Source organism: Pseudoalteromonas rubra (assembly GCF_005887095.1).
In the GTDB taxonomy this organism is placed as follows: Bacteria; Pseudomonadota; Gammaproteobacteria; order Enterobacterales; family Alteromonadaceae; genus Pseudoalteromonas; species Pseudoalteromonas rubra_E.
In genome coordinates, this window is record NZ_PNCI01000008.1 from 85,053 (window position 1) to 103,195 (window position 18,143).

At 48.5% G+C, this 18,143-nt stretch carries 20 protein-coding genes; 10 read left to right on the plus strand and 10 right to left on the minus strand.

The window, feature by feature from the left end:
* The first annotated feature begins 64 nt into the window (after positions 1–64).
* The 3 genes from spoT (at position 65) to CWB99_RS03795 (ending at position 4,410) form a co-directional block, all read left to right on the plus strand.
* Positions 65–2,167, plus strand: coding sequence for a bifunctional GTP diphosphokinase/guanosine-3',5'-bis pyrophosphate 3'-pyrophosphohydrolase (gene spoT, locus CWB99_RS03785; protein ID WP_138550672.1), 2,103 nt, complete (start codon positions 65–67; stop codon positions 2,165–2,167).
* A 10-nt stretch (positions 2,168–2,177) separates the two neighbouring features.
* Positions 2,178–2,570 carry a RidA family protein gene (locus CWB99_RS03790; protein WP_010383501.1) on the plus strand — a complete coding sequence of 131 codons (393 nt, stop codon included), beginning with the start codon at positions 2,178–2,180 and terminating at the stop codon, positions 2,568–2,570.
* Positions 2,571–2,799: 229 nt separating this feature from the next.
* Positions 2,800–4,410 carry a DUF342 domain-containing protein gene (locus CWB99_RS03795; RefSeq protein WP_138550673.1) on the plus strand — a complete coding sequence of 537 codons (1,611 nt, stop codon included), beginning with the start codon at positions 2,800–2,802 and terminating at the stop codon, positions 4,408–4,410.
* Positions 4,411–4,452: 42 nt separating this feature from the next.
* Here the strand turns inward: CWB99_RS03795 and asnA are convergent, their stop codons facing one another.
* Positions 4,453–5,448, minus strand: coding sequence for an aspartate--ammonia ligase (gene asnA / locus CWB99_RS03800; protein ID WP_138550674.1), 996 nt, complete (start codon positions 5,446–5,448; stop codon positions 4,453–4,455).
* Between the two features lie 179 nt (positions 5,449–5,627).
* Between asnA and asnC the strand changes: the two genes are divergently transcribed.
* From asnC to recG, 3 genes are read left to right on the plus strand one after another with little or no spacing between them, the layout of a single operon-like run.
* The gene (asnC, locus tag CWB99_RS03805) at positions 5,628–6,086 is read left to right on the plus strand and encodes a transcriptional regulator AsnC (RefSeq protein WP_010383506.1); all 459 of its coding nucleotides are present in this window, start codon (positions 5,628–5,630) and stop codon (positions 6,084–6,086) included.
* Between the two features lie 53 nt (positions 6,087–6,139).
* The gene (gene trmH / locus CWB99_RS03810; RefSeq protein ID WP_138550675.1) at positions 6,140–6,838 is read left to right on the plus strand and encodes a tRNA (guanosine(18)-2'-O)-methyltransferase TrmH; all 699 of its coding nucleotides are present in this window, start codon (positions 6,140–6,142) and stop codon (positions 6,836–6,838) included.
* A gap of 2 nt (positions 6,839–6,840) precedes the next feature.
* Positions 6,841–8,925 (plus strand): ATP-dependent DNA helicase RecG, encoded by a 2,085-nt coding sequence (recG, locus tag CWB99_RS03815; protein WP_138550676.1) that lies wholly within the window; start codon positions 6,841–6,843, stop codon positions 8,923–8,925.
* 7 nt (positions 8,926–8,932) lie between these two features.
* On the opposite strand, the gene CWB99_RS03820 is transcribed toward recG, so the two are convergent.
* On the minus strand, positions 8,933–9,328 hold the full coding sequence (locus CWB99_RS03820; protein WP_138550677.1) for a VOC family protein: 396 nt from the start codon (positions 9,326–9,328) through the stop codon (positions 8,933–8,935).
* Between the two features lie 14 nt (positions 9,329–9,342).
* Between CWB99_RS03820 and CWB99_RS03825 the strand changes: the two genes are divergently transcribed.
* Positions 9,343–9,618, plus strand: coding sequence for a ribbon-helix-helix domain-containing protein (locus CWB99_RS03825; protein ID WP_138550678.1), 276 nt, complete (start codon positions 9,343–9,345; stop codon positions 9,616–9,618).
* Between the two features lie 134 nt (positions 9,619–9,752).
* Positions 9,753–10,436: a hypothetical protein gene (locus CWB99_RS03830; RefSeq protein ID WP_171045252.1), complete on the plus strand. Its 684-nt coding sequence runs from the start codon at positions 9,753–9,755 to the stop codon at positions 10,434–10,436.
* Between the two features lie 62 nt (positions 10,437–10,498).
* Here the strand turns inward: CWB99_RS03830 and galU are convergent, their stop codons facing one another.
* The 6 genes from galU to rplU form a co-directional block, all read right to left on the minus strand.
* Complete coding sequence (gene galU / locus CWB99_RS03835; protein ID WP_138550679.1) at positions 10,499–11,374, minus strand: UTP--glucose-1-phosphate uridylyltransferase GalU; 876 nt, start codon at positions 11,372–11,374, stop codon at positions 10,499–10,501.
* Between the two features lie 189 nt (positions 11,375–11,563).
* On the minus strand, positions 11,564–11,884 hold the full coding sequence (locus CWB99_RS03840; protein WP_432760819.1) for a DUF3718 domain-containing protein: 321 nt from the start codon (positions 11,882–11,884) through the stop codon (positions 11,564–11,566).
* A 131-nt stretch (positions 11,885–12,015) separates the two neighbouring features.
* Positions 12,016–12,507 (minus strand): type 3 dihydrofolate reductase, encoded by a 492-nt coding sequence (gene folA, locus CWB99_RS03845; RefSeq protein WP_171045253.1) that lies wholly within the window; start codon positions 12,505–12,507, stop codon positions 12,016–12,018.
* Between the two features lie 90 nt (positions 12,508–12,597).
* On the minus strand, positions 12,598–13,746 hold the full coding sequence (gene cgtA, locus CWB99_RS03850; protein WP_138550681.1) for an Obg family GTPase CgtA: 1,149 nt from the start codon (positions 13,744–13,746) through the stop codon (positions 12,598–12,600).
* A 193-nt stretch (positions 13,747–13,939) separates the two neighbouring features.
* Positions 13,940–14,197 carry a 50S ribosomal protein L27 gene (gene rpmA, locus CWB99_RS03855; protein WP_010383519.1) on the minus strand — a complete coding sequence of 86 codons (258 nt, stop codon included), beginning with the start codon at positions 14,195–14,197 and terminating at the stop codon, positions 13,940–13,942.
* A 17-nt stretch (positions 14,198–14,214) separates the two neighbouring features.
* The gene (gene rplU / locus CWB99_RS03860) at positions 14,215–14,526 is read right to left on the minus strand and encodes a 50S ribosomal protein L21 (RefSeq protein ID WP_010383520.1); all 312 of its coding nucleotides are present in this window, start codon (positions 14,524–14,526) and stop codon (positions 14,215–14,217) included.
* A gap of 357 nt (positions 14,527–14,883) precedes the next feature.
* Between rplU and ispB the strand changes: the two genes are divergently transcribed.
* A complete protein-coding gene (ispB, locus tag CWB99_RS03865) occupies positions 14,884–15,855 on the plus strand; it encodes an octaprenyl diphosphate synthase (protein WP_138550682.1) in 972 nt (323 codons plus the stop codon).
* Between the two features lie 57 nt (positions 15,856–15,912).
* On the opposite strand, the gene CWB99_RS03870 is transcribed toward ispB, so the two are convergent.
* Both CWB99_RS03870 and mutY read right to left on the minus strand, forming a co-directional pair.
* On the minus strand, positions 15,913–16,185 hold the full coding sequence (locus CWB99_RS03870) for an oxidative damage protection protein (RefSeq protein ID WP_054014731.1): 273 nt from the start codon (positions 16,183–16,185) through the stop codon (positions 15,913–15,915).
* A gap of 34 nt (positions 16,186–16,219) precedes the next feature.
* Complete coding sequence (mutY, locus tag CWB99_RS03875) at positions 16,220–17,278, minus strand: A/G-specific adenine glycosylase (protein ID WP_138550683.1); 1,059 nt, start codon at positions 17,276–17,278, stop codon at positions 16,220–16,222.
* A 131-nt stretch (positions 17,279–17,409) separates the two neighbouring features.
* Between mutY and trmB the strand changes: the two genes are divergently transcribed.
* Positions 17,410–18,135, plus strand: a complete 726-nt coding sequence (trmB, locus tag CWB99_RS03880; RefSeq protein ID WP_138550684.1) for a tRNA (guanosine(46)-N7)-methyltransferase TrmB — start codon at positions 17,410–17,412, stop codon at positions 18,133–18,135.
* Positions 18,136–18,143 lie beyond the last annotated feature (8 nt).

Below are 18,143 nucleotides of genomic sequence, written 5' to 3' on the forward strand. Positions count from 1 at the left end.
TAGCCTTATTTCAGGATATGCTATTGCGTAATTGGTATAACTTCGCTGGAACATTGGAGTGTGAATGTATCTGTTTGAAGGCTTAAAGAAAAAAATATCAGAGTATCTGCCACCCGAAGACGTGGAACTGGTGCAAAAAGCCTACGTGGTTGCCCGCGAAGCGCATGAAGGGCAGACCCGCTCCAGCGGCGAGCCTTATATTACCCACCCGGTCGAAGTCACGCAGATCCTGGCCAGTATGAAGCTGGACCATGAAACCCTGATGGCGGCATTGATGCATGATGTCATCGAAGACACCGATTTCAGCCAAAGAGACCTGGCCGAGATCTTCGGCGATACGGTTGCTGAGCTGGTTGCCGGCGTCAGTAAACTGGACAAACTCGACTTTAAAGATAAAAAAGAGTTTCAGGCCGAAAACTACCGCAAGATGATCATGGCCATGACTCAGGACATCCGGGTTATCTTGATCAAACTGGCTGACCGTACCCATAATATGCGTACACTTGGCTTCCTGCGCCCGGAAAAACGCCGCCGGATAGCCCGCGAGACCCTGGAGATCTTTGCACCGATTGCGAACCGTCTGGGTATCCATGACATCAAGAATGAACTGGAAGATTTGGGTTTTGCAGCTCTATACCCTATGCGTCACAGAGCACTTAAATCAGAAGTTGCGAAAGCACGCGGTAACCGTAAGGAAGTGATCAGTAATATTCAGTCTGAGATTGAATCACGCCTGGAAGAAGCTGGTATTGACGCCTCAGTCAGTGGCCGCGAGAAGCACTTGTACAGCATTTACAAAAAAATGCTTAACAAAGAGCTGCTGTTCAATGAAGTGATGGATATTTATGCTTTTCGCATCAACGTCAACAGCATAGATACCTGCTATCGGGTGTTAGGTGTGGCACACAACCTGTACAAGCCCATAGAAACCCGTTTTAAAGACTATATTGCCGTACCCAAAACCAATGGCTATCAGTCGTTGCATACCTCTTTGGTTGGGCCTCATGGTATTCCGGTGGAGATCCAAATTCGTACTCATGATATGGATCATATGGCCGACAAAGGGGTTGCTGCGCACTGGATGTATAAAAAAGCCGGTGACAGCTCGGGGCACACTGCACAGCAACGTGCCAGACAGTGGATGCAGAGCCTGCTAGAGCTGCAACAAAGTGCCGGCTCGTCGTTTGAATTTGTTGAAAACGTTAAGACAGAACTGTTCCCGGAAGAGATTTATGTCTTTACGCCGGATGGGCGTATTATTGAGTTGCCAATGGGCGCAACGGCCGTCGACTTCGCTTATGCGGTACACACCGACGTGGGTAATACCTGTGTGGGCGCACGCGTCAATCGCAAACCGTACCCGCTGAGTAAAGCACTGGATACCGGTCAGACCGTTGAGATCATTACCAGCTCAGGCGCACATCCCAATGCCACCTGGCTGAACTTTATCGTCACGGGTAAAGCGCGTCTGGGCGTGCGTAACTACCTCAAGAGTCAGCATCAGGAAGAGTCTATCCTGCTGGGCAGACGCTTACTTGACTCCGCACTGGGCGAGCACAAGCTGGATGACATTCCAACCGAACAGATAGACAGAGTGCTGGAAGAGCACTCGCTCAATACGGTACTGGAACTACTGGTGGAAATTGGCAATGGCAACATCATGAGTATGTTGGTTGCAAAACGCCTGTTACAAGCCGATGATGCTATTGAAAGCCTGGCACAACAAGCGAAGGCACCAATTATCGGCACAGAAGGCATGCTGGTCACTTATGCCAAGTGCTGCCGACCTGTACCAGGTGATGATATTACCGCGTATGTCAGCCAGGGTAAGGGCCTGATGGTCCACCGTCAGGAATGTAAAAACATCAAAGGCTGGCGAAATGAACGTGCCAAATACTTTGTGGTAAAGTGGGAAGATAACCCCGAAAAAGAATACATCGCAGCACTGCGGGTTGAGATCATCAACCATCAGGGTGCGTTGGCCAAATTAACCAATGTGGTTGCAAGTACCCAAGCCAATATTGTGGAGATTGCAACCGAAGAAAAAGAGAGCAACCTGTACGTGATTGACCTGGGTGTTACCGTTAAAGACAGGATCCACGTTGCAAATATTATGCGCCGGATCCGGGTAATGCCAGATGTACAACGCGTAACCAGGAAGCGATAAAGGAAAGACAATGAATAAAGCCATTATTTCAACCGATCAGGCGCCGGCAGCAATCGGCACCTACAGTCAGGCAGTTAAAGTCGGTACGGCGGTTTACCTTTCGGGGCAGATCCCTTTGGTGCCTGAAACAATGGAAGTCATCTCTGAAGACTTTGCGGAGCAAACACAGCAGGTATTTAAAAACCTGACCGCCGTATGTGAAGAAGCAGGCGGCCAGCTACAGGATATGGTTAAGGTAAATATCTTCCTGACCGACCTGAGCAACTTTGCCACTGTGAATGAGATCATGAGCCAGCATTTTAAAACGCCTTATCCGGCGCGTGCAGCCATTGGTGTCAAAGAGTTACCGAAAGGCGTACAAATTGAGATTGACGGCATCATGGAGCTGCCTTCCACCAACTAATACCTTAGTGTATTGGTATTGCTACTCAGCCCGCTTTATGCGGGCTTTTTCATACCTGCCCGGTGATTTTTCATAGCCTTAACTTTGATCTTAAACACTTGACCGCATACTATTAATTTAGCAATCTGGTCATACGCACAAAGCAAGACCTAACTCTGTTATGGCCGTCTACAAAGGCAATTTGAGGTACTCATTATCGTAGTAAGTGATAAGCAATAAGGATAAGCCTGTGTTTAAACTCGCAAAAAATGGCAATATATTGATGGACGTCGCAGCTGCGTCGCCCCCCAGTGCAGCGTTTGTGGTTGAAGCACTTGAACGCTCACCTTATGCGGACTGCGCAATTGATCACGAGTCCATTGCAGCCTACTTTAAACAAGATACCCCCGCTGCTCAGCTGATTGTGGCCCAGCAAAAAGATGCACATATCGAAGTGGCACTCAGCGAAGATAAAATGCAGGCAATCGCCAAACTGACAACTGCTCAGGGTGGCAAAATGATCAGCCTTGAGGATGCAAAACGCGCCATCGTCAAAATCGGCGTAACACGGGGCTATAAACAGGTTTATCTCGAGAATTTACTCAAGCAACAGCTCGAATCCATGCCAGGTTCTGAGGTAACCGGGGTTGTCGCACAAGGAAGGCCACCTGAAAATGGTATCCCTGCTAAGTTAATTCCCCATGTTCAGACATTGAAAGAACGCCTGAAACAGCCCAAGCTACGTGAAGATGGCACCGTGGATATGCGAGATTTTGGTGCCCTGGCCAGTGTTGCGCCTGGCACCTTACTGGTTACCCAGCGTCCGGCAACACCAGGTAAAGAGGGCTTTACTGTTACAGGCGAAAGCATTACCCCCAAACCTGGCGACTCCTTTCAGCTTGTTGCCGGTGAGGGCACGGAGATATCACCTACCAATCCGCTGCAACTGGTGGCCACCATTGCGGGTTGCCCCTCTGATGTTCCAAACGGCATGCGGGTAGACGACATCTTTACCATAGCCGATGTCAATGTACGTAGCGGCCATATTGAGTTCAGTGGCAGCGTGCTGGTCACCCGCAATGTGGAGCCGGGGATGAAGATCAAGGCCCATGGCGATATTACTGTTATGGGCACTGTGGAATCGGGCGAATTGATTTCAGATGGCAATATCGAAGTCAAAGGTGGGGTCATAGGTCATCTCGATCACAGCAACGACGATCAGGGACTCACCTGTCGCCTGATAGCCAAAGGTGATGTCCAGATTACTCACGGTCAGTACACCTATCTGGAAGGTCACAATGTCTTTATTCAAAAGCAAAGCAATCACTGTGATATTAAAGCTGCAAACCTGTTGCAGGTTGGCCTGGATGAGTCGCCCAAGGGAAAACTGATCGGCGGTACCATTTTTGATGCCAAAATGCTGGTGGCGGGCGAAGTTGGCAGCAGCTCAGGGGCAACCATGGCCATCTACCTGGCGCGCAGTGGCATGGAAATCACCGAGCGAACCGATCTGTGCCTGAAGGAGTTAAGTCAGACTGATGAGCAGATCAACAATCTGCAAAAAGCGGTCGAAAAAGCCGATCATGTTAAAGACGCCGAAAAGAAAAAAACCTTGCTGGCTAAGATAGGGGCAACCCAGGAACATTATTGCAAACAAGCCGAAGCACTGGAGCATCAGCTGTCTGAATTAGACCATACTTTGCACGACTTGCTCAACAACACTCAGCTGGTGGTTAATACCTCGTTGCACTCTGGCGTCGAAATACATATTTTCGATAAGGTTTATAAAACCAACCGCAGTTATCCTCCCTGCAGCGCGAGGCTGCTCGAAGGAAAAATAGAAATTGAATTTAAGATGTAAGGGAGCCCATGCGGGCTCCCTTACTGTGTGTTGCCATCGCGTCTAAAGTAACCCAGAAACTTCAGTTTTAATGTGCTCAGGCCACACACCAACCTGGACCTGACCAATATGTTGTTTTTGCAGTAACAGCATGACCAAACGAGACTGGCCAATGCCGCCGCCTATAGTCTGTGGCAGTGCCCCAGCCAGTAAGCTCTGGTGCCAGTCCTGCTCGAGTCTTTGTTCATCCTGAGTCAGGCTGAGCTGACGCTGCAAGCTGTCCGGACACACGCGGATCCCCATAGACGAAATTTCAAAGGCATCTTCAAGAACCGGGTTCCAGACCAGGATATCGCCGTTGAGTCCCTGATATTGCTCGCAGGTGGGCGTCGACCAATCGTCATAGTCCGGCGCTCTGACGTCATGGATTTTGCCATCACCCAGCTCGGCGCCAATCCCAATCAGAAATACCGCGCCATACTCCTGAGCAATCGCTTTTTCCCTTTGCTTGGGCGTAAAATCCGGATACATACGGCGCAGCTCTTCACTATGTACAAAAGTGATGTGCTGCGGTAAAAACGGGGTCAGCCCGTAGTCAGACGCCAGTTGCTGCTCGGTTTCACGAATTGCGCTGTACAGGGTCTCAACCGTTTCTTTGAGTTTATCCAAAGAGCGCTCTGACTGCGCGCAGATCACCTGTTCCCAGTCCCACTGATCAACGTACACAGAGTGGATCGGTGACAGCTTGTCTTCGTCCGGACGTAACGCTTTCATGTGCGTATAGAGTCCCTGCCCTGCGCCAAAGCCATAATCGCCAAGTGTTTTACGCTTCCACTTTGCCAGTGAATGCACAACCTCAAAGTCGCTGTCACTCAGCGTTTTCACCTTAACCTTAACGGCTTTTTCGGTGCCGCTGAGGTTATCCTGAATCCCGTCTCCTACTTTTGCCAGGATAGGTGCCTGGACTTCAATCAGGCCTAGCTTGTCAGTCAGTTGTTGTGAAAAAAGTGCTTTTGCACGGGCTATTTGCTGTTGTGTTTGCAGATACTGTTGCAACATATCGGTTTCCTCATTCCCAATGGTGTTGAATAACGGTGCAGGCTTGCTGCGTTAAATCTATCCTCAACAAAAACGAGCAAAGATTCAATACTCCACAACAAAAACACCTTTACACTATTTTTTTCTTTAAAAATTCGCTTTAATAATTATCGAATCAATAATTAGCGTACAAAATATCCATGGAAAATTATCAAATCGATAATCTCGACCGTTCTATCCTTCATGCATTAATGGACAATGCCAGAACACCCTATGCTGAACTGGCCAAACGCTTCGCCGTCAGTGCAGGGACCATTCACGTGCGGGTCGAAAAGATGAAGCAAGCCGGTATTATCGTCGGCACCCGGGTCAGCATAGATGCCAAACAGCTGGGCTATGATGTCTGCTGTTTTATTGGCGTAAACCTTAAACATGCCCGGGACTACCCGGCCACCATTGAACAATTGGAAGGGTTTGAAGAAGTTGTTGAAGCCTATTACACCACGGGTAATTACAGCATTTTTATCAAGGTGATGGCACGCTCTATTGACCATCTTCAGGATGTACTGATCAACAAGATCCAGACCATTGAGGCGATCCAGTCAACCGAGACCCTGATCTCCTTGCAGGCACCAATAATGCGTGAAGTAATGCCTTAGAGAGGCGCTTTTTGTTATAATCGCGGCAATTTAGTAGTTAAGAGCTGTAATTGATGGAAGAAAACCGTTTTCAGCGCGTTAAGCGCATTTTGGATCAACGCCAGACTGATTTAACTGTGTGCCTGGACGAAGTCCACAAACACCACAATCTGTCGGCCATAGTGCGCACAGCCGATGCGGTCGGCTGCCATCATGTTCATGCGGTTTGGCCGCAGGAGCAAAGACGCCTGACCAATAACACCTCAGGTGGCAGTAAAAACTGGGTAGAAACCCATATGCACGACGACATAGATCAGGCTGTTGCCGCGATCCGTGCGCAAAACCCGGGGATCCAACTGCTGGCGACTAATCTCAGTGATACCGCCGTAGATTTTCGTGAGATTGATTATACTAAACCGACTGCCGTCATCGTTGGGCAGGAGCGTTTGGGGATCTCTGACAGAGCACTGGAGCATGCCGATCAGCATATCGTGATCCCAATGGCAGGTATGGTACAGTCGTTAAATGTCTCAGTGGCCGCTGCCCTGATCTTATATGAAGCACAGCGTCAGCGTGAAGAAGCTGGGCTGTATCAGCGCAATGATATGCTCGACCCGGCAATTAAACACAAACTGTTGTTTGAAGGCTGCCACCCGATCATTGCCAATCGCTGCGTAGAAAAAGGTCTGCCCTACCCGGCGCTGGATGAACTTGGGGAGATCGTCGCCGACGATGCATTCTGGAACACACTGAAATTCAGCCAAAAAGGATAGCTATGTCTCGTCCCAATTTAGCCCAGTACGCCATTACCGACCTCAAAGGAGTCGGCCCTAAGGCCGCAGAGCGGCTGGCCAAATTGGGGATCCGCAGTGTTCAGGATATGCTATTTCACCTGCCATTGCGTTATGAAGACAGAGCCAGAACTTACCGCATCGCCGAATTGATGCCCCACACTCATGTGAGTGTGGAGGGTGAAATTGAGCAGACCAACATCACCTTCGGCAAGCGCCGTATGCTGGTGTGCCAGATCAACGACGGCACCGGTCGTATTACCCTGCGCTTTTTCAACTTCAGTGCAGCACAAAAAAATGCCATGCAAAGCGGCAAAATCATGCGCTGTTTTGGTGAAGTACGCCGTGGCCGGGTCGGCCTGGAAATGGCCCACCCTGAATACAGTATTCGCGATGAACTGAGTGATACACCTCAAGGCGCGGATACCCTTACGCCGGTTTACCCGACCACTGAAGGGCTCAAGCAACTCAGTATTCGCGCCATTGCGGAACAGGCCGTTGCTTTACTGCACAAATACGATATTGACGATCATCTGCCACAGCAGTTCCGGCCTAATCAGCTGAGCTTAAAAGAGGCCCTGCTGACGCTCCATCAGCCACCTCAGACTGTGGCACTGGACCAGCTGGAACTCGGTCAGCACCCGGCACAGCAACGCCTGGCGTTTGAAGAGTTACTGGCACAAAACCTTAGTCTGCTACAACTCAGGCAGCAAGGCCAAGACGTCAAGGCTGTCTCTTTGCCGCCCAATAACCTGTTAGAAACCGAATTTCTGGCGCAACTCCCTTTTAGACCCACAGCGGCCCAGAGCCGGGTGGTGGCCGAGATCAAAGGCGATTTGCAACAACCCTACCCTATGATGCGCCTGGTGCAAGGTGATGTAGGCTCAGGTAAAACCCTGGTCGCGGCGCTGAGTGCACTCACGGCCATTGCCAAAGGCTATCAGGTGGCGCTGATGGCACCAACGGAAATTTTATCCGAGCAGCACAACATTAATTTCCAGAACTGGTTTGCGACGCTGGGTATTGAAGTCGCCTGGCTGGCAGGTAAAACCAAAGGTAAAGAGCGTGAACGTGTGCTTGAGCGCATTAGCTCAGGTCAGGCGCAAATGGTCGTGGGCACCCATGCGCTGTTTCAGGAGCAGGTGCAGTTTAGCAATCTGGCACTGATCATCATTGATGAGCAACACCGCTTTGGCGTTCATCAACGCCTCTCGTTACGTGAAAAGGGTAAGTTTAACGACTGCTATCCGCATCAGCTGGTTATGACGGCCACGCCAATCCCACGGACACTGGCCATGACGGCCTATGCCGATCTGGAAACCTCAGTGATCGATGAACTGCCACCAGGGCGCACCCCCATCACAACCGTTGCCGTTCCGGATACTCGTCGCGAAGAAGTGATTGAGCGAGTGCGACGCGCCTGTATTGAGCAAAAGCGACAGGTGTACTGGGTCTGTACTTTGATTGATGAATCCGAAGCCTTGCAATGTCAGGCGGCCGAAGACACCGCAGAGCAGCTCACCAAAGCCCTGCCGGAGCTGAATATAGCCCTTGTTCATGGCCGCATGAAAGCGCAGGAAAAGCAGCAGATCATGCAGGACTTTAAGCAGGCGCAAAGTCATGTACTGGTTGCAACAACTGTCATTGAGGTAGGTGTCGATGTGCCCAATGCCAGCCTGATCATCATAGAAAATCCCGAGCGTTTGGGGCTGGCACAGCTACACCAGTTGCGTGGCCGGGTTGGTCGTGGTGATATCGCGTCGCATTGTCTGCTGCTTTATCATGCGCCTTTATCGGCAACGGCACAAAAGCGCCTGGGCGTGCTGCGCGACAGTAATGATGGCTTTGTCATTGCCGAACGGGATCTGGAGATCCGCGGCCCGGGTGAAGTACTGGGTACTCGCCAGACCGGTCTGGCCGAACTAAAGATTGCCGATCTCAGCCGGGACAAAATACTACTGCCTCAGGTGCGTAGCCTGGCTTTCACCCTGCTGCAACAGCACCCACAAGCCGTTGAGCCACTGATCCAGCGCTGGCTGCCTAATCGCAGCGAATTTGCCATGGCTTAGCCATGGCTTACTTAAACGTCTCTGAACGTTCGATCACTTCAATCTGGTAGCCGTCAGGATCGGCAACAAAGAAGAAACGTGCTACCAGCGTATCGCCGTTGTAAAACGACTTCATCTCTTTTGGCTGGTAACCCAGCGCCTGTGCCTTAACATGCACTGGGGCTAAATCATCCACCACCACAGCAATATGACCATAGCCATTACCTAACTCATAGGGCTGCTGCGTATCATGATTCCAGGTAAGTTCTAATTCAAATTCGGCCTCGTCGTTACCCAGGTAAACCAGGCTAAAATCATCAAACTCAATGCGCCTGCGCTCGCCCAGTGCTAATACATCGTGATAAAATGCCAGGGATTTTTGCAAGTCCATTACCCTAACCATGCTGTGAATGAGTTTTGCCATCAAGGAGTCCTCTTATGTGTGAATTATATGCCTCGGCCAATCCAGCGAGCTATGAGGTTATACGCCGCTCGATGCGTATTCAGGGGGCCGTAACCAGCCTGGCACTGGAGCGCCAGATCTGGGACCTGTTACAGGAGATAGCTGTCGCAGAGCAACTCAGTGTGGCTGAATTTGTCTCGACCCTTTATCAGGAAGTACTGGAACGTCAGGGCGAGGTAAAAAACCTTGCCTCTTTGCTGCGTATCACCTGCTTAACCTACCTGGCCAATCATACGCGCAGTCGCAGCTAAAGGGGTAGTATCTGGCTACTACATTAACATTAGGCTTTTGATTATCAGTAAAAGCCGATACACTGAATTTGATTCGGTCTTAGTAATCCTTTGAATTGTGTGAACTCTTTAGGCACAAGGTATAGCGCTATCTTATGAAATCTCATTTAGGCCGCCGTGCATTTTCAAACATGGAATTGTATACCCTGTTTAACGGCTACATTTATGGTGATGAAAAACAAAAGCGTGAGCAGCCGAAGCATTGGCACTTCTGGTTGCCGGTGCTGGCTTACTACACAGGTGCCTACAGTGACGAGATTGGCAATCTAACTCGCTCAGATATCACCAAACAAGACCAGGTGCGCGGTTTCACGTTTACGACTCATGGCAAGCTCCAACCCCGCTTTGTGCCCATTCACCCAGCGCTCTGGCATGCCGGATTACAGGACTATCTGCACTTTTTAGAGCAACAAGGCCACACCCGGCTGATGTTTGATTTACCCGCTAAATCAGGCCGCTTCAGTGAAAAAATCAGGATCTGGTTTTCAGGAGAAGGTGAACGACTGGGTTACTTGCAAAAGTGTGGTCTGCCCAATGTCGACCAGCAAGGCATGAAAACGGCCATCAGCAGCCTGAGGCTGAACTTTGAACAGCAGGTACACATTTCCGCCATTCAGCAGGGCAACAAAGCCGCCATGCTGTATTTGCTGGGCCTGAAAAATGATGGCCAGATCCTCGAGCAACCCAAAGCTCACCAGCTCAAGCAAATACTCACGCAAGTGAGAGTCATCAATCCCAATATTCACTGGCAGCGCTTTACGGAGCGTCATGGACAATAAACCATGACAGATACAAAAAACCCGGTTTCACACCGGGTTCATGTTTATAAAAGCGCAGACTCTTATAATGACTTCACGAACTGACTAAACTCTTCACCCAATTTTTCATCACGCATCGCATATTCGACAATGGCTTTCAGATAGCCCATTTTGTCACCGCAATCATGTGCACGGCCACTCATATGGAAAGCTTCCACACTCTCGCTTTCCATCAGCATATCAATCGCGTCAGTTAACTGGATCTCGCCTCCAGCCCCCAGTGGTGTGCGCTCCAGTAAAGGCCAGATATTACGCGATAAAACGTAACGACCAACAACGGCAAGGTTTGAAGGTGCTTTATCAACCGCAGGTTTCTCAACCATGTGCTTAATGGGTGCGCTCTCACCCGGTTTGAGGTCTACTCCCTGAATATCTGCGATACCATATTTATTAACGTCTTCACGGGGCACAGGTTCCAGCATGATCTGACTTAACTTGGTGTCTTTAAACCGGCGCACCATGGCTGCCAGGTTCTCACTCGTCTGATCCGCTGTATACTCATCCAGGATCACATCAGGCAGTAACACCACAAAGTCGTCATCACCTACTATGGGCTTAGCACACAATACAGCATGCCCAAGACCTTTTGCCTCACCTTGGCGTACACTCATGATGGTAACGGTTTCAGGGCATATAGAGCGCACCTCATCGAGTAAGGTACGCTTGACTCGCATTTCAAGTGTCGCTTCTAATTCAAAGCTGGTATCAAAGTGGTTTTCAATTGCATTTTTCGAAGAATGCGTCACCAGTACGATTTCTGAAATACCCGCTGCTGCGCATTCTTTCACGATATATTGAATGAGGGGCTTGTCGACGATAGGTAGCATTTCCTTGGGGATAGCTTTTGTCATAGGCAACATGCGAGTGCCCAGACCGGCTACCGGTATAACAGCTTTCATAGTTCATCCATTCAGATTTAATGAGTTAAGTAAGATTTTTACATCCAAGTAACTAGGTACTTTTACTCAACTAGCATAGCAGTGAAACAGCGTACTAACCAAGGGTGATATTCATCTTCACCAATAAAAAAAGCCCGTAAATTATCCATTTACGGGCTTTTCTATGAAAACTAGTGGGCTTGTATTGTGTTACAGGCCTGCACGCTTTTTGATAGCTGCAATCAGAGCTGAACCACCGTGACCATTGCTTTCAGCCCACGCGATATCAGCACCATCTTCCAAAGCACTCTTTGGCAGACTCTTGACGATAAATTCACCAGCATCTACTGCATTACTTGCAATGGCGTGGCGCAGCATATTGTTACCATTACACTGAATTGAATCGTATACGTTACGGATTTTAACCCGTGAGCTCTTTAGCGTACTACGGATACGTCTTTTATCATCAGCTGCAATATACTCGCACAGAGACACTGCAAGCTGGTCGTTTGCTTTGCTCGCAAAACTCATTGTTAATGCCGAAACGCCAAGACTCACACCAATAACTAAAGGAATTACTTTCATCACCAATCACCTAGTACTTTTTTCGTAAGAACAAACGCTCAATATTGTATCAACCAATACAATTGTTAGCAACAAAGTTATATTCCTTTATTTAGAGTTACGAACTTATAACTATACAAATTTTTCTCATCTGCCTCAAAAGCTTGGCATGCTACTTCATGCCATTCGCCGACCTGAGTATGGTCCGGAAAGCGCGTATCTCCTGAGACTTCCAAATCTATGTAAGTTAAATAAAGCCGATTACTTAAGGGTAGAAACTGTTCATAAATATTTCCACCTCCAATGATCATTACTTCTTCACATCCGTCAACTAAAGCCAACGCGTCTTGTGGTGATGAAACTACTTCAATTCCTTCAGCACTGTAATTTAGGTTGCGGCTGATCACTATATTTCGCCTGCCGGGGAGAGGGCGACCAATAGATTCAAACGTTTTACGCCCCATTATCACAGGCTTATTCAGAGTGACCGCTTTAAAATGTTTCAAGTCAGCCGGCAAATGCCAGGGCATGGCGTTGTCATCGCCAATGATACGTCCGTTTGCCATTGCGGCAATCATTGATATTATCACAATTACACTCCACTCATACTTTTATACTAAAAAAGGGCCAGAGGCCCTTTTTATGCCAATCCGACTAATAAAGCTTTAATACGGATTGCACTATCTTTCGTAAACGACTTCTACGTCGTAGTCATCTTCATCCCAGTCATCCCAGTCATCATCGTTGTCCTGGGTTGCCTGACGGTGGTAAGTATCCCACTTGAATTCGACTTCTTCCTGCTCTTGTTCTTCGAACTTATCACGTGGCATGCTATCCAGCAGCCCCTGAATGTCGTAACACAACTGCTGGGTATTGAACTTGTTTGCAGCAGAGATGCGATACACATGCTCAGCATCCAGTTCTTCGGCAATGCGCTGGCATACTTCTTCCAGCTCATCTTCTGCAAGCAGGTCGATTTTATTCAGCACCAACCAGCGTGGTTTGTTGGCAAGCTTAGGGCTGTACTGATGCAACTCATTGATGATTGCGAACGCATTATCAACCGGATCTGTACCATCGATTGGCATCACATCGACAACGTGCAGCAACACACGACAACGCTCAAGGTGTTTCAGGAAACGAATACCCAGACCGGCACCATCCGACGCACCTTCGATTAATCCTGGAATGTCGGCGATAACAAACGACTTGTTAGCTTCTGCGCGTACCACACCCAGGTTAGGCACCAAAGTGGTAAACGGATAATCTGCAACCTTAGGCTTTGCCGCAGATACACTACGAATAAAGGTAGATTTACCCGCATTTGGCAAGCCCAGCAAACCGACGTCGGCCAGCAGCATAAGCTCAAGCTTTAAACTACGTACTTCACCAGGTGTACCCAGTGTTTTCTGTCTTGGCGCACGGTTGGTGCTCGATTTGAAACGAGTATTACCTAACCCGTGATAGCCCCCTTTGGCCACCAGCAGCTTTTGTCCATGTTTTGTCAGATCGCCCAGACATTCCTGAGTATCCACATCCGTCACTCGTGTCCCTTCAGGCACTTTCAGGATTAAGTCAGCACCTTTTTTACCTGTCATGTTACGACCGTGACCATTGGTGCCACGCTCAGCACGGTGAAACCGTTCAAACTGGTAATCAATCAGGGTATTGAGGTTTTCGTCTGCCTCAAGGTAAACGCTACCTCCGTCTCCGCCGTCGCCGCCATCAGGGCCACCGTCGGGTACAAATTTCTCGCGGCGAAATGAAACGACACCGCTTCCACCGTCTCCGGCTTCCGCGCGGATCTCTACTTCATCGACAAACTTCATGGTTACTCTCTTACTGGTTGTTCAGCACCTGCTATTATAGCAAGTTCATAGCGGCTTGATCAGCATGGGCAAATGCCTAACTACCGGTATGTGGCTCATATCTGACAGGAATAAGGTTAGAACAAATTAGAGTTCTGCTCTATAAAAACAAAAAACCCCGCCTAAGCGGGGTTTTTCAATATTCTTTTACCGATTACTCAGCAATGATGCTAACGTATTTACGGTTTAAAGGACCTTTCTGCTCAAAAACAACTTTACCGTCTGCTTTTGCGAAGATTGTGTGGTCTTTACCGATACCTGCGTTAGTACCTGCGTGGAACTTAGTACCACGTTGACGAACAATGATGTTACCCGCTAGTACAGATTCACCACCGAAACGCTTAACACCTAAGCGTTTACTTTCTGAATCGCGACCGTTACGAGTACTACCAGCTGCCTTCTTATGTGCCATCTCTCTGTACCTCTAAATTAAGCGCTAATGCCAGTGATTTTAACTTCAGTGAACCACTGACGGTGGCCCATCTGCTTACGAGAATGCTTACGACGTCTAAATTTAACGATCTTAATTTTCTCGCCACGACCGTGAGATACAACTTCAGCTGTAATCTTACCACCGTTTACGAACGGCGCACCGATCTCGATTTTTTCACCATCAGCTACAAGAAGTACTGAATCAAATTCAATTGATGCACCAGTCTCAACGTCTAGTTTCTCTAGACGAATTGTTTGACCTTCAGTCACACGGTGCTGTTTACCACCACTTTGGAAAACCGCGTACATAATTAACTCCGTCTGTGCGCCCTCAAATCGACGCAACTTAATATTCTTCAATAGGGCGCGAAGTTTACGCTAATGTGCTACTTCACGCAAGCCCTAGATCGCAAATAAATGAATAAAAAATAGCTAACTTGAGGGCGTAATAATATTTTCATTTATTCTAACGAAAAGGTGTGATAAGCCAAGCTCTTTTTTGCTTTCTCACCCACGAATTCTGATATAAATCGGCCACAAAGAACAAAAAACAAACAAAAGTATCGATTTTTTAACCTCTATCAAGGCAAGTTATCGAGTCACGGGGATTTTTAATGTACACTTGCGACTCGAACATCCCTGAATGAGGCTTTAGCTCGGAGCGTTATGGATATCAAAGCGATCCAGAGATTGATTGAGCAAGACATGCTTGCCGTTAATCAACTTATAGGCGACCAAATGCAATCTGACGTCGCACTGGTTAATCAACTTGGCTTATATATAGTCAATAGTGGTGGGAAACGCATCCGCCCTATGCTGGCACTTTTAGTTGCTAAAGCATTGGGTTATCAGGGCGATAAACACGTTACACTGGCGACCATTATCGAGTTTATCCACACAGCCACTTTGCTGCATGACGACGTGGTAGACGAATCGGCTCTGCGCCGTGGCGAACCCACAGCGAATGCCGAATTTGGTAACGCGGCAAGCGTACTAGTTGGTGACTTTATATACACCCGCTCTTTTCAGCTGATGGTTGGGCTCGAAAATATGGAAGTCATGCAAATCCTGGCGGATGCGACCAATGTAATCGCTGAGGGCGAGGTTTTACAGCTGATGAACTGTAACGACCCAGACACGACAGAGCAAAGCTATATGCAGGTAATATATAGTAAAACGGCTAAACTGTTCGAAGCCGCAACTATGCTACCCGCAGTTATCCTGAACAAATCAGAGGCAACCAAAGAAGCTCTGAAACTCTATGGTATGCACTTGGGAACAGCTTTTCAGTTAGTTGATGATGTGCTCGACTACAGTGCCAATGCAGATCAGCTAGGAAAAAACATTGGTGATGACTTAGCCGAAGGCAAACCAACGCTGCCGTTAATTTACGCAATGCGTCACGGCACTGATCACCAGATTGCACAGATCCGTGATGCCATAGCAAACGGTAATGGCCTCGATAACCTGAACGAAATTCTGGCTACGCTTGAGCAGACCAACGCGCTTGAACACACTATGGAGCGCGCCCGCACAGAATCGCAAAAAGCCATTGAGCAACTCAGTGTACTAGCAGAATCTGAGCACAAAACAGCTCTGGTTTCATTGGCAAAACTAGCAGTCGAACGCAGCTATTAAGCCACTTAAAAGAGATTAAAAAAAGGCTGCTCAGGCAGCCTTTTTTCGTTGAGGTGATTACCCTTCTTTTGGACGATAACCTTCAATCTCAACGTCTTTACCTTCAAACAAAAAGCCTACCATCTGATCTTCAAGTTGTTGGCGATGCTCCGGATCCATCATGTTCAGGTGTTTCTCATTGATCAGCATAGTTTGTTTATGCTGCCACTGTTGCCACGCTTCTTTACTGATGTTGTTAAAGATGCGTTCGCCAACTTCACCCGGGTACAGTTGAAAATCCAGCCCAGGTGCTTCTTTTTGTAACTTTTGACAAAATACGGTACGTGCCATCTCTTTACCCTTTATGCATTCATTTAGGTTAAGTTTACCCCATTGCCTTTAAGACTTTAACCAACTTTTTCGTCGGTGCAGCCAGACCGACTTCGGCAGGCTGTGCTAACTCATACCATAATAATGGGTTATCGTGAACACAATCAGGGACTCGGTCCAAGTCGATAACCACAGGGGTTATCGTCAGCTCAAAGTGCGTGAATATATGAACAAAAGACGCCAGTGTTAGACGACTTCCCGCTATGCCCTGCTGTGCCAAAAATACGTCAAGGTCTGCAAGCTCTGTGAACTCAAAGAAGCCAAACAGCCCTCCCCAGATCCCACTGCTTGGCCGTTTTTCCATTAACACTTTGCCCTCTGCGCGCACTATCAGGTGATATGCCGCTTTCTTAGGCTTTACTTTTTTAGGTTTGGAGTTAGGAAACTCCTTCACTCTGTCCTGTTGGTACGCCTGGCAACGACTGACCAATGGGCAAGCCTCACAATCAAAATTGCTGCGACTACATAAACTGGCCCCCAGATCCATCATTGCCTGATTGTATTCTGTCACCCTGTCTTTGGGGGTCAGCGCATCGGTTAATGCCCACAGGTGGTTTTCAACCTTCTTAACGCCATACCAGCCTTCAACCATAAAGAAACGGGCCAGTACACGTTTTACATTGCCATCCAGAATCGGGTGCGGCTGCCCCAGAGATAAAGAGAGCACAGCCCCCGCCGTGGAGCGACCAATACCTGGTAGCGCCATCACCTGTTCCAGCGTTTCAGGAAATTTCCCCTGATACTCATCACGGACAATTTTTGCAGTCTTGTGCAGATTTCTTGCACGGGCGTAATAGCCAAGCCCAGTCCAGTGGTGCAACACCTCATCCTCTGGTGCATTTGCTAAATCAATGATGGTTGGAAAGCGCGCCATAAAGCGTTCAAAATACGGGATCACAGTCACAACCTGAGTTTGTTGTAACATTACTTCTGACACCCACACTTTATATGGGGTCTTCTCAAGTTGCCAGGGCAGCGTTTTACGCCCGTGTAACTGGTACCAGTCGACAACTTGCTTGGCAAACCACTGGGCTTGCTCATTATTTACTGTCATTGCGAGACTCTGCTTTTTACTTGCTAATACACGCGCCAGTGTATGAAGCTTTTTTCAAAGGTCAAGCTCTTGTACTTGGCGCTGTGAATAGCGATAATGTGCGCCCATTTTTTACACCGAAGATGAAGACCATGAACGAATCGAGTAAAACAGCTCTGGAACAAGCTGAGCAGGAAGGCAAATACATTCGCAAAGTGCGTAGCTTTGTAAAGCGTGAAGGCCGCCTGACCAAAGGGCAAGCTGCCGCCATTGAAAAATGCTGGGCAACGATGGGCCTGGAGCATGCTCAGGGTCGCCTGGACTTTGCAGAGGTGTTTGGCAACGACAATGATGTTGTGGTCGAGATTGGTTTTGGTATGGGCAAATCGCTGGTAGAAATGGCGAAAAACGCACCGGACCAGAATTTTATTGGCATCGAGGTACACCGCCCAGGTGTTGGTGCTTGCCTGATGGAAGCCGATGAGCAAGGTGTTACTAACCTGCGCGTATTCGAGCATGATGCAGTTGAAGTACTGGCAGACTGCATTCCAGACGCAAGCCTGGCAAAACTTCAGCTGTTTTTTCCTGACCCGTGGCACAAAAAACGCCATCATAAGCGCCGTATTGTACAAGCCGAGTTTGTCGAGAAACTGCGTACTAAGTTGCGTATTGGCGGTGTTTTCCATATGGCGACGGACTGGGAAAACTATGCAGAACACATGCTGGAAGTCATGCAAGCCGCGCCTGGCTTCAAAAACCAGTCCGAAACGAATGACTATGTACCTCGCCCCGATTTTCGCCCGTTAACCAAGTTTGAACAACGCGGTCACCGCCTCGGTCATGGCGTCTGGGACCTGATGTTTGAGCGCACAGCCTGACTTATCAT

What these genes read in the sequence shown, in the direction of transcription:
- CWB99_RS03790 (WP_010383501.1), top strand. Translation starts at nt 2,178, where the DNA reads ATGAATAAAGCCATTATTTCAACCGATCAGGCGCCGGCAGCAATCGGC.
- trmH (WP_138550675.1), top strand. Translation starts at nt 6,140, where the DNA reads ATGGAAGAAAACCGTTTTCAGCGCGTTAAGCGCATTTTGGATCAACGC.
- spoT (WP_138550672.1), top strand. Translation starts at nt 65, where the DNA reads ATGTATCTGTTTGAAGGCTTAAAGAAAAAAATATCAGAGTATCTGCCA.
- rplU (WP_010383520.1), bottom strand. Translation starts at nt 14,526, where the DNA reads ATGTACGCGGTTTTCCAAAGTGGTGGTAAACAGCACCGTGTGACTGAA.
- CWB99_RS03870 (WP_054014731.1), bottom strand. Translation starts at nt 16,185, where the DNA reads ATGGCACGTACCGTATTTTGTCAAAAGTTACAAAAAGAAGCACCTGGG.
- CWB99_RS03825 (WP_138550678.1), top strand. Translation starts at nt 9,343, where the DNA reads ATGTGTGAATTATATGCCTCGGCCAATCCAGCGAGCTATGAGGTTATA.
- mutY (WP_138550683.1), bottom strand. Translation starts at nt 17,278, where the DNA reads ATGACAGTAAATAATGAGCAAGCCCAGTGGTTTGCCAAGCAAGTTGTC.
- rpmA (WP_010383519.1), bottom strand. Translation starts at nt 14,197, where the DNA reads ATGGCACATAAGAAGGCAGCTGGTAGTACTCGTAACGGTCGCGATTCA.
- CWB99_RS03820 (WP_138550677.1), bottom strand. Translation starts at nt 9,328, where the DNA reads ATGGCAAAACTCATTCACAGCATGGTTAGGGTAATGGACTTGCAAAAA.
- asnC (WP_010383506.1), top strand. Translation starts at nt 5,628, where the DNA reads ATGGAAAATTATCAAATCGATAATCTCGACCGTTCTATCCTTCATGCA.
- trmB (WP_138550684.1), top strand. Translation starts at nt 17,410, where the DNA reads ATGAACGAATCGAGTAAAACAGCTCTGGAACAAGCTGAGCAGGAAGGC.
- recG (WP_138550676.1), top strand. Translation starts at nt 6,841, where the DNA reads ATGTCTCGTCCCAATTTAGCCCAGTACGCCATTACCGACCTCAAAGGA.
- galU (WP_138550679.1), bottom strand. Translation starts at nt 11,374, where the DNA reads ATGAAAGCTGTTATACCGGTAGCCGGTCTGGGCACTCGCATGTTGCCT.
- CWB99_RS03830 (WP_171045252.1), top strand. Translation starts at nt 9,753, where the DNA reads ATGAAATCTCATTTAGGCCGCCGTGCATTTTCAAACATGGAATTGTAT.
- ispB (WP_138550682.1), top strand. Translation starts at nt 14,884, where the DNA reads ATGGATATCAAAGCGATCCAGAGATTGATTGAGCAAGACATGCTTGCC.
- cgtA (WP_138550681.1), bottom strand. Translation starts at nt 13,746, where the DNA reads ATGAAGTTTGTCGATGAAGTAGAGATCCGCGCGGAAGCCGGAGACGGT.
- CWB99_RS03840 (WP_432760819.1), bottom strand. Translation starts at nt 11,884, where the DNA reads ATGAGTTTTGCGAGCAAAGCAAACGACCAGCTTGCAGTGTCTCTGTGC.
- asnA (WP_138550674.1), bottom strand. Translation starts at nt 5,448, where the DNA reads ATGTTGCAACAGTATCTGCAAACACAACAGCAAATAGCCCGTGCAAAA.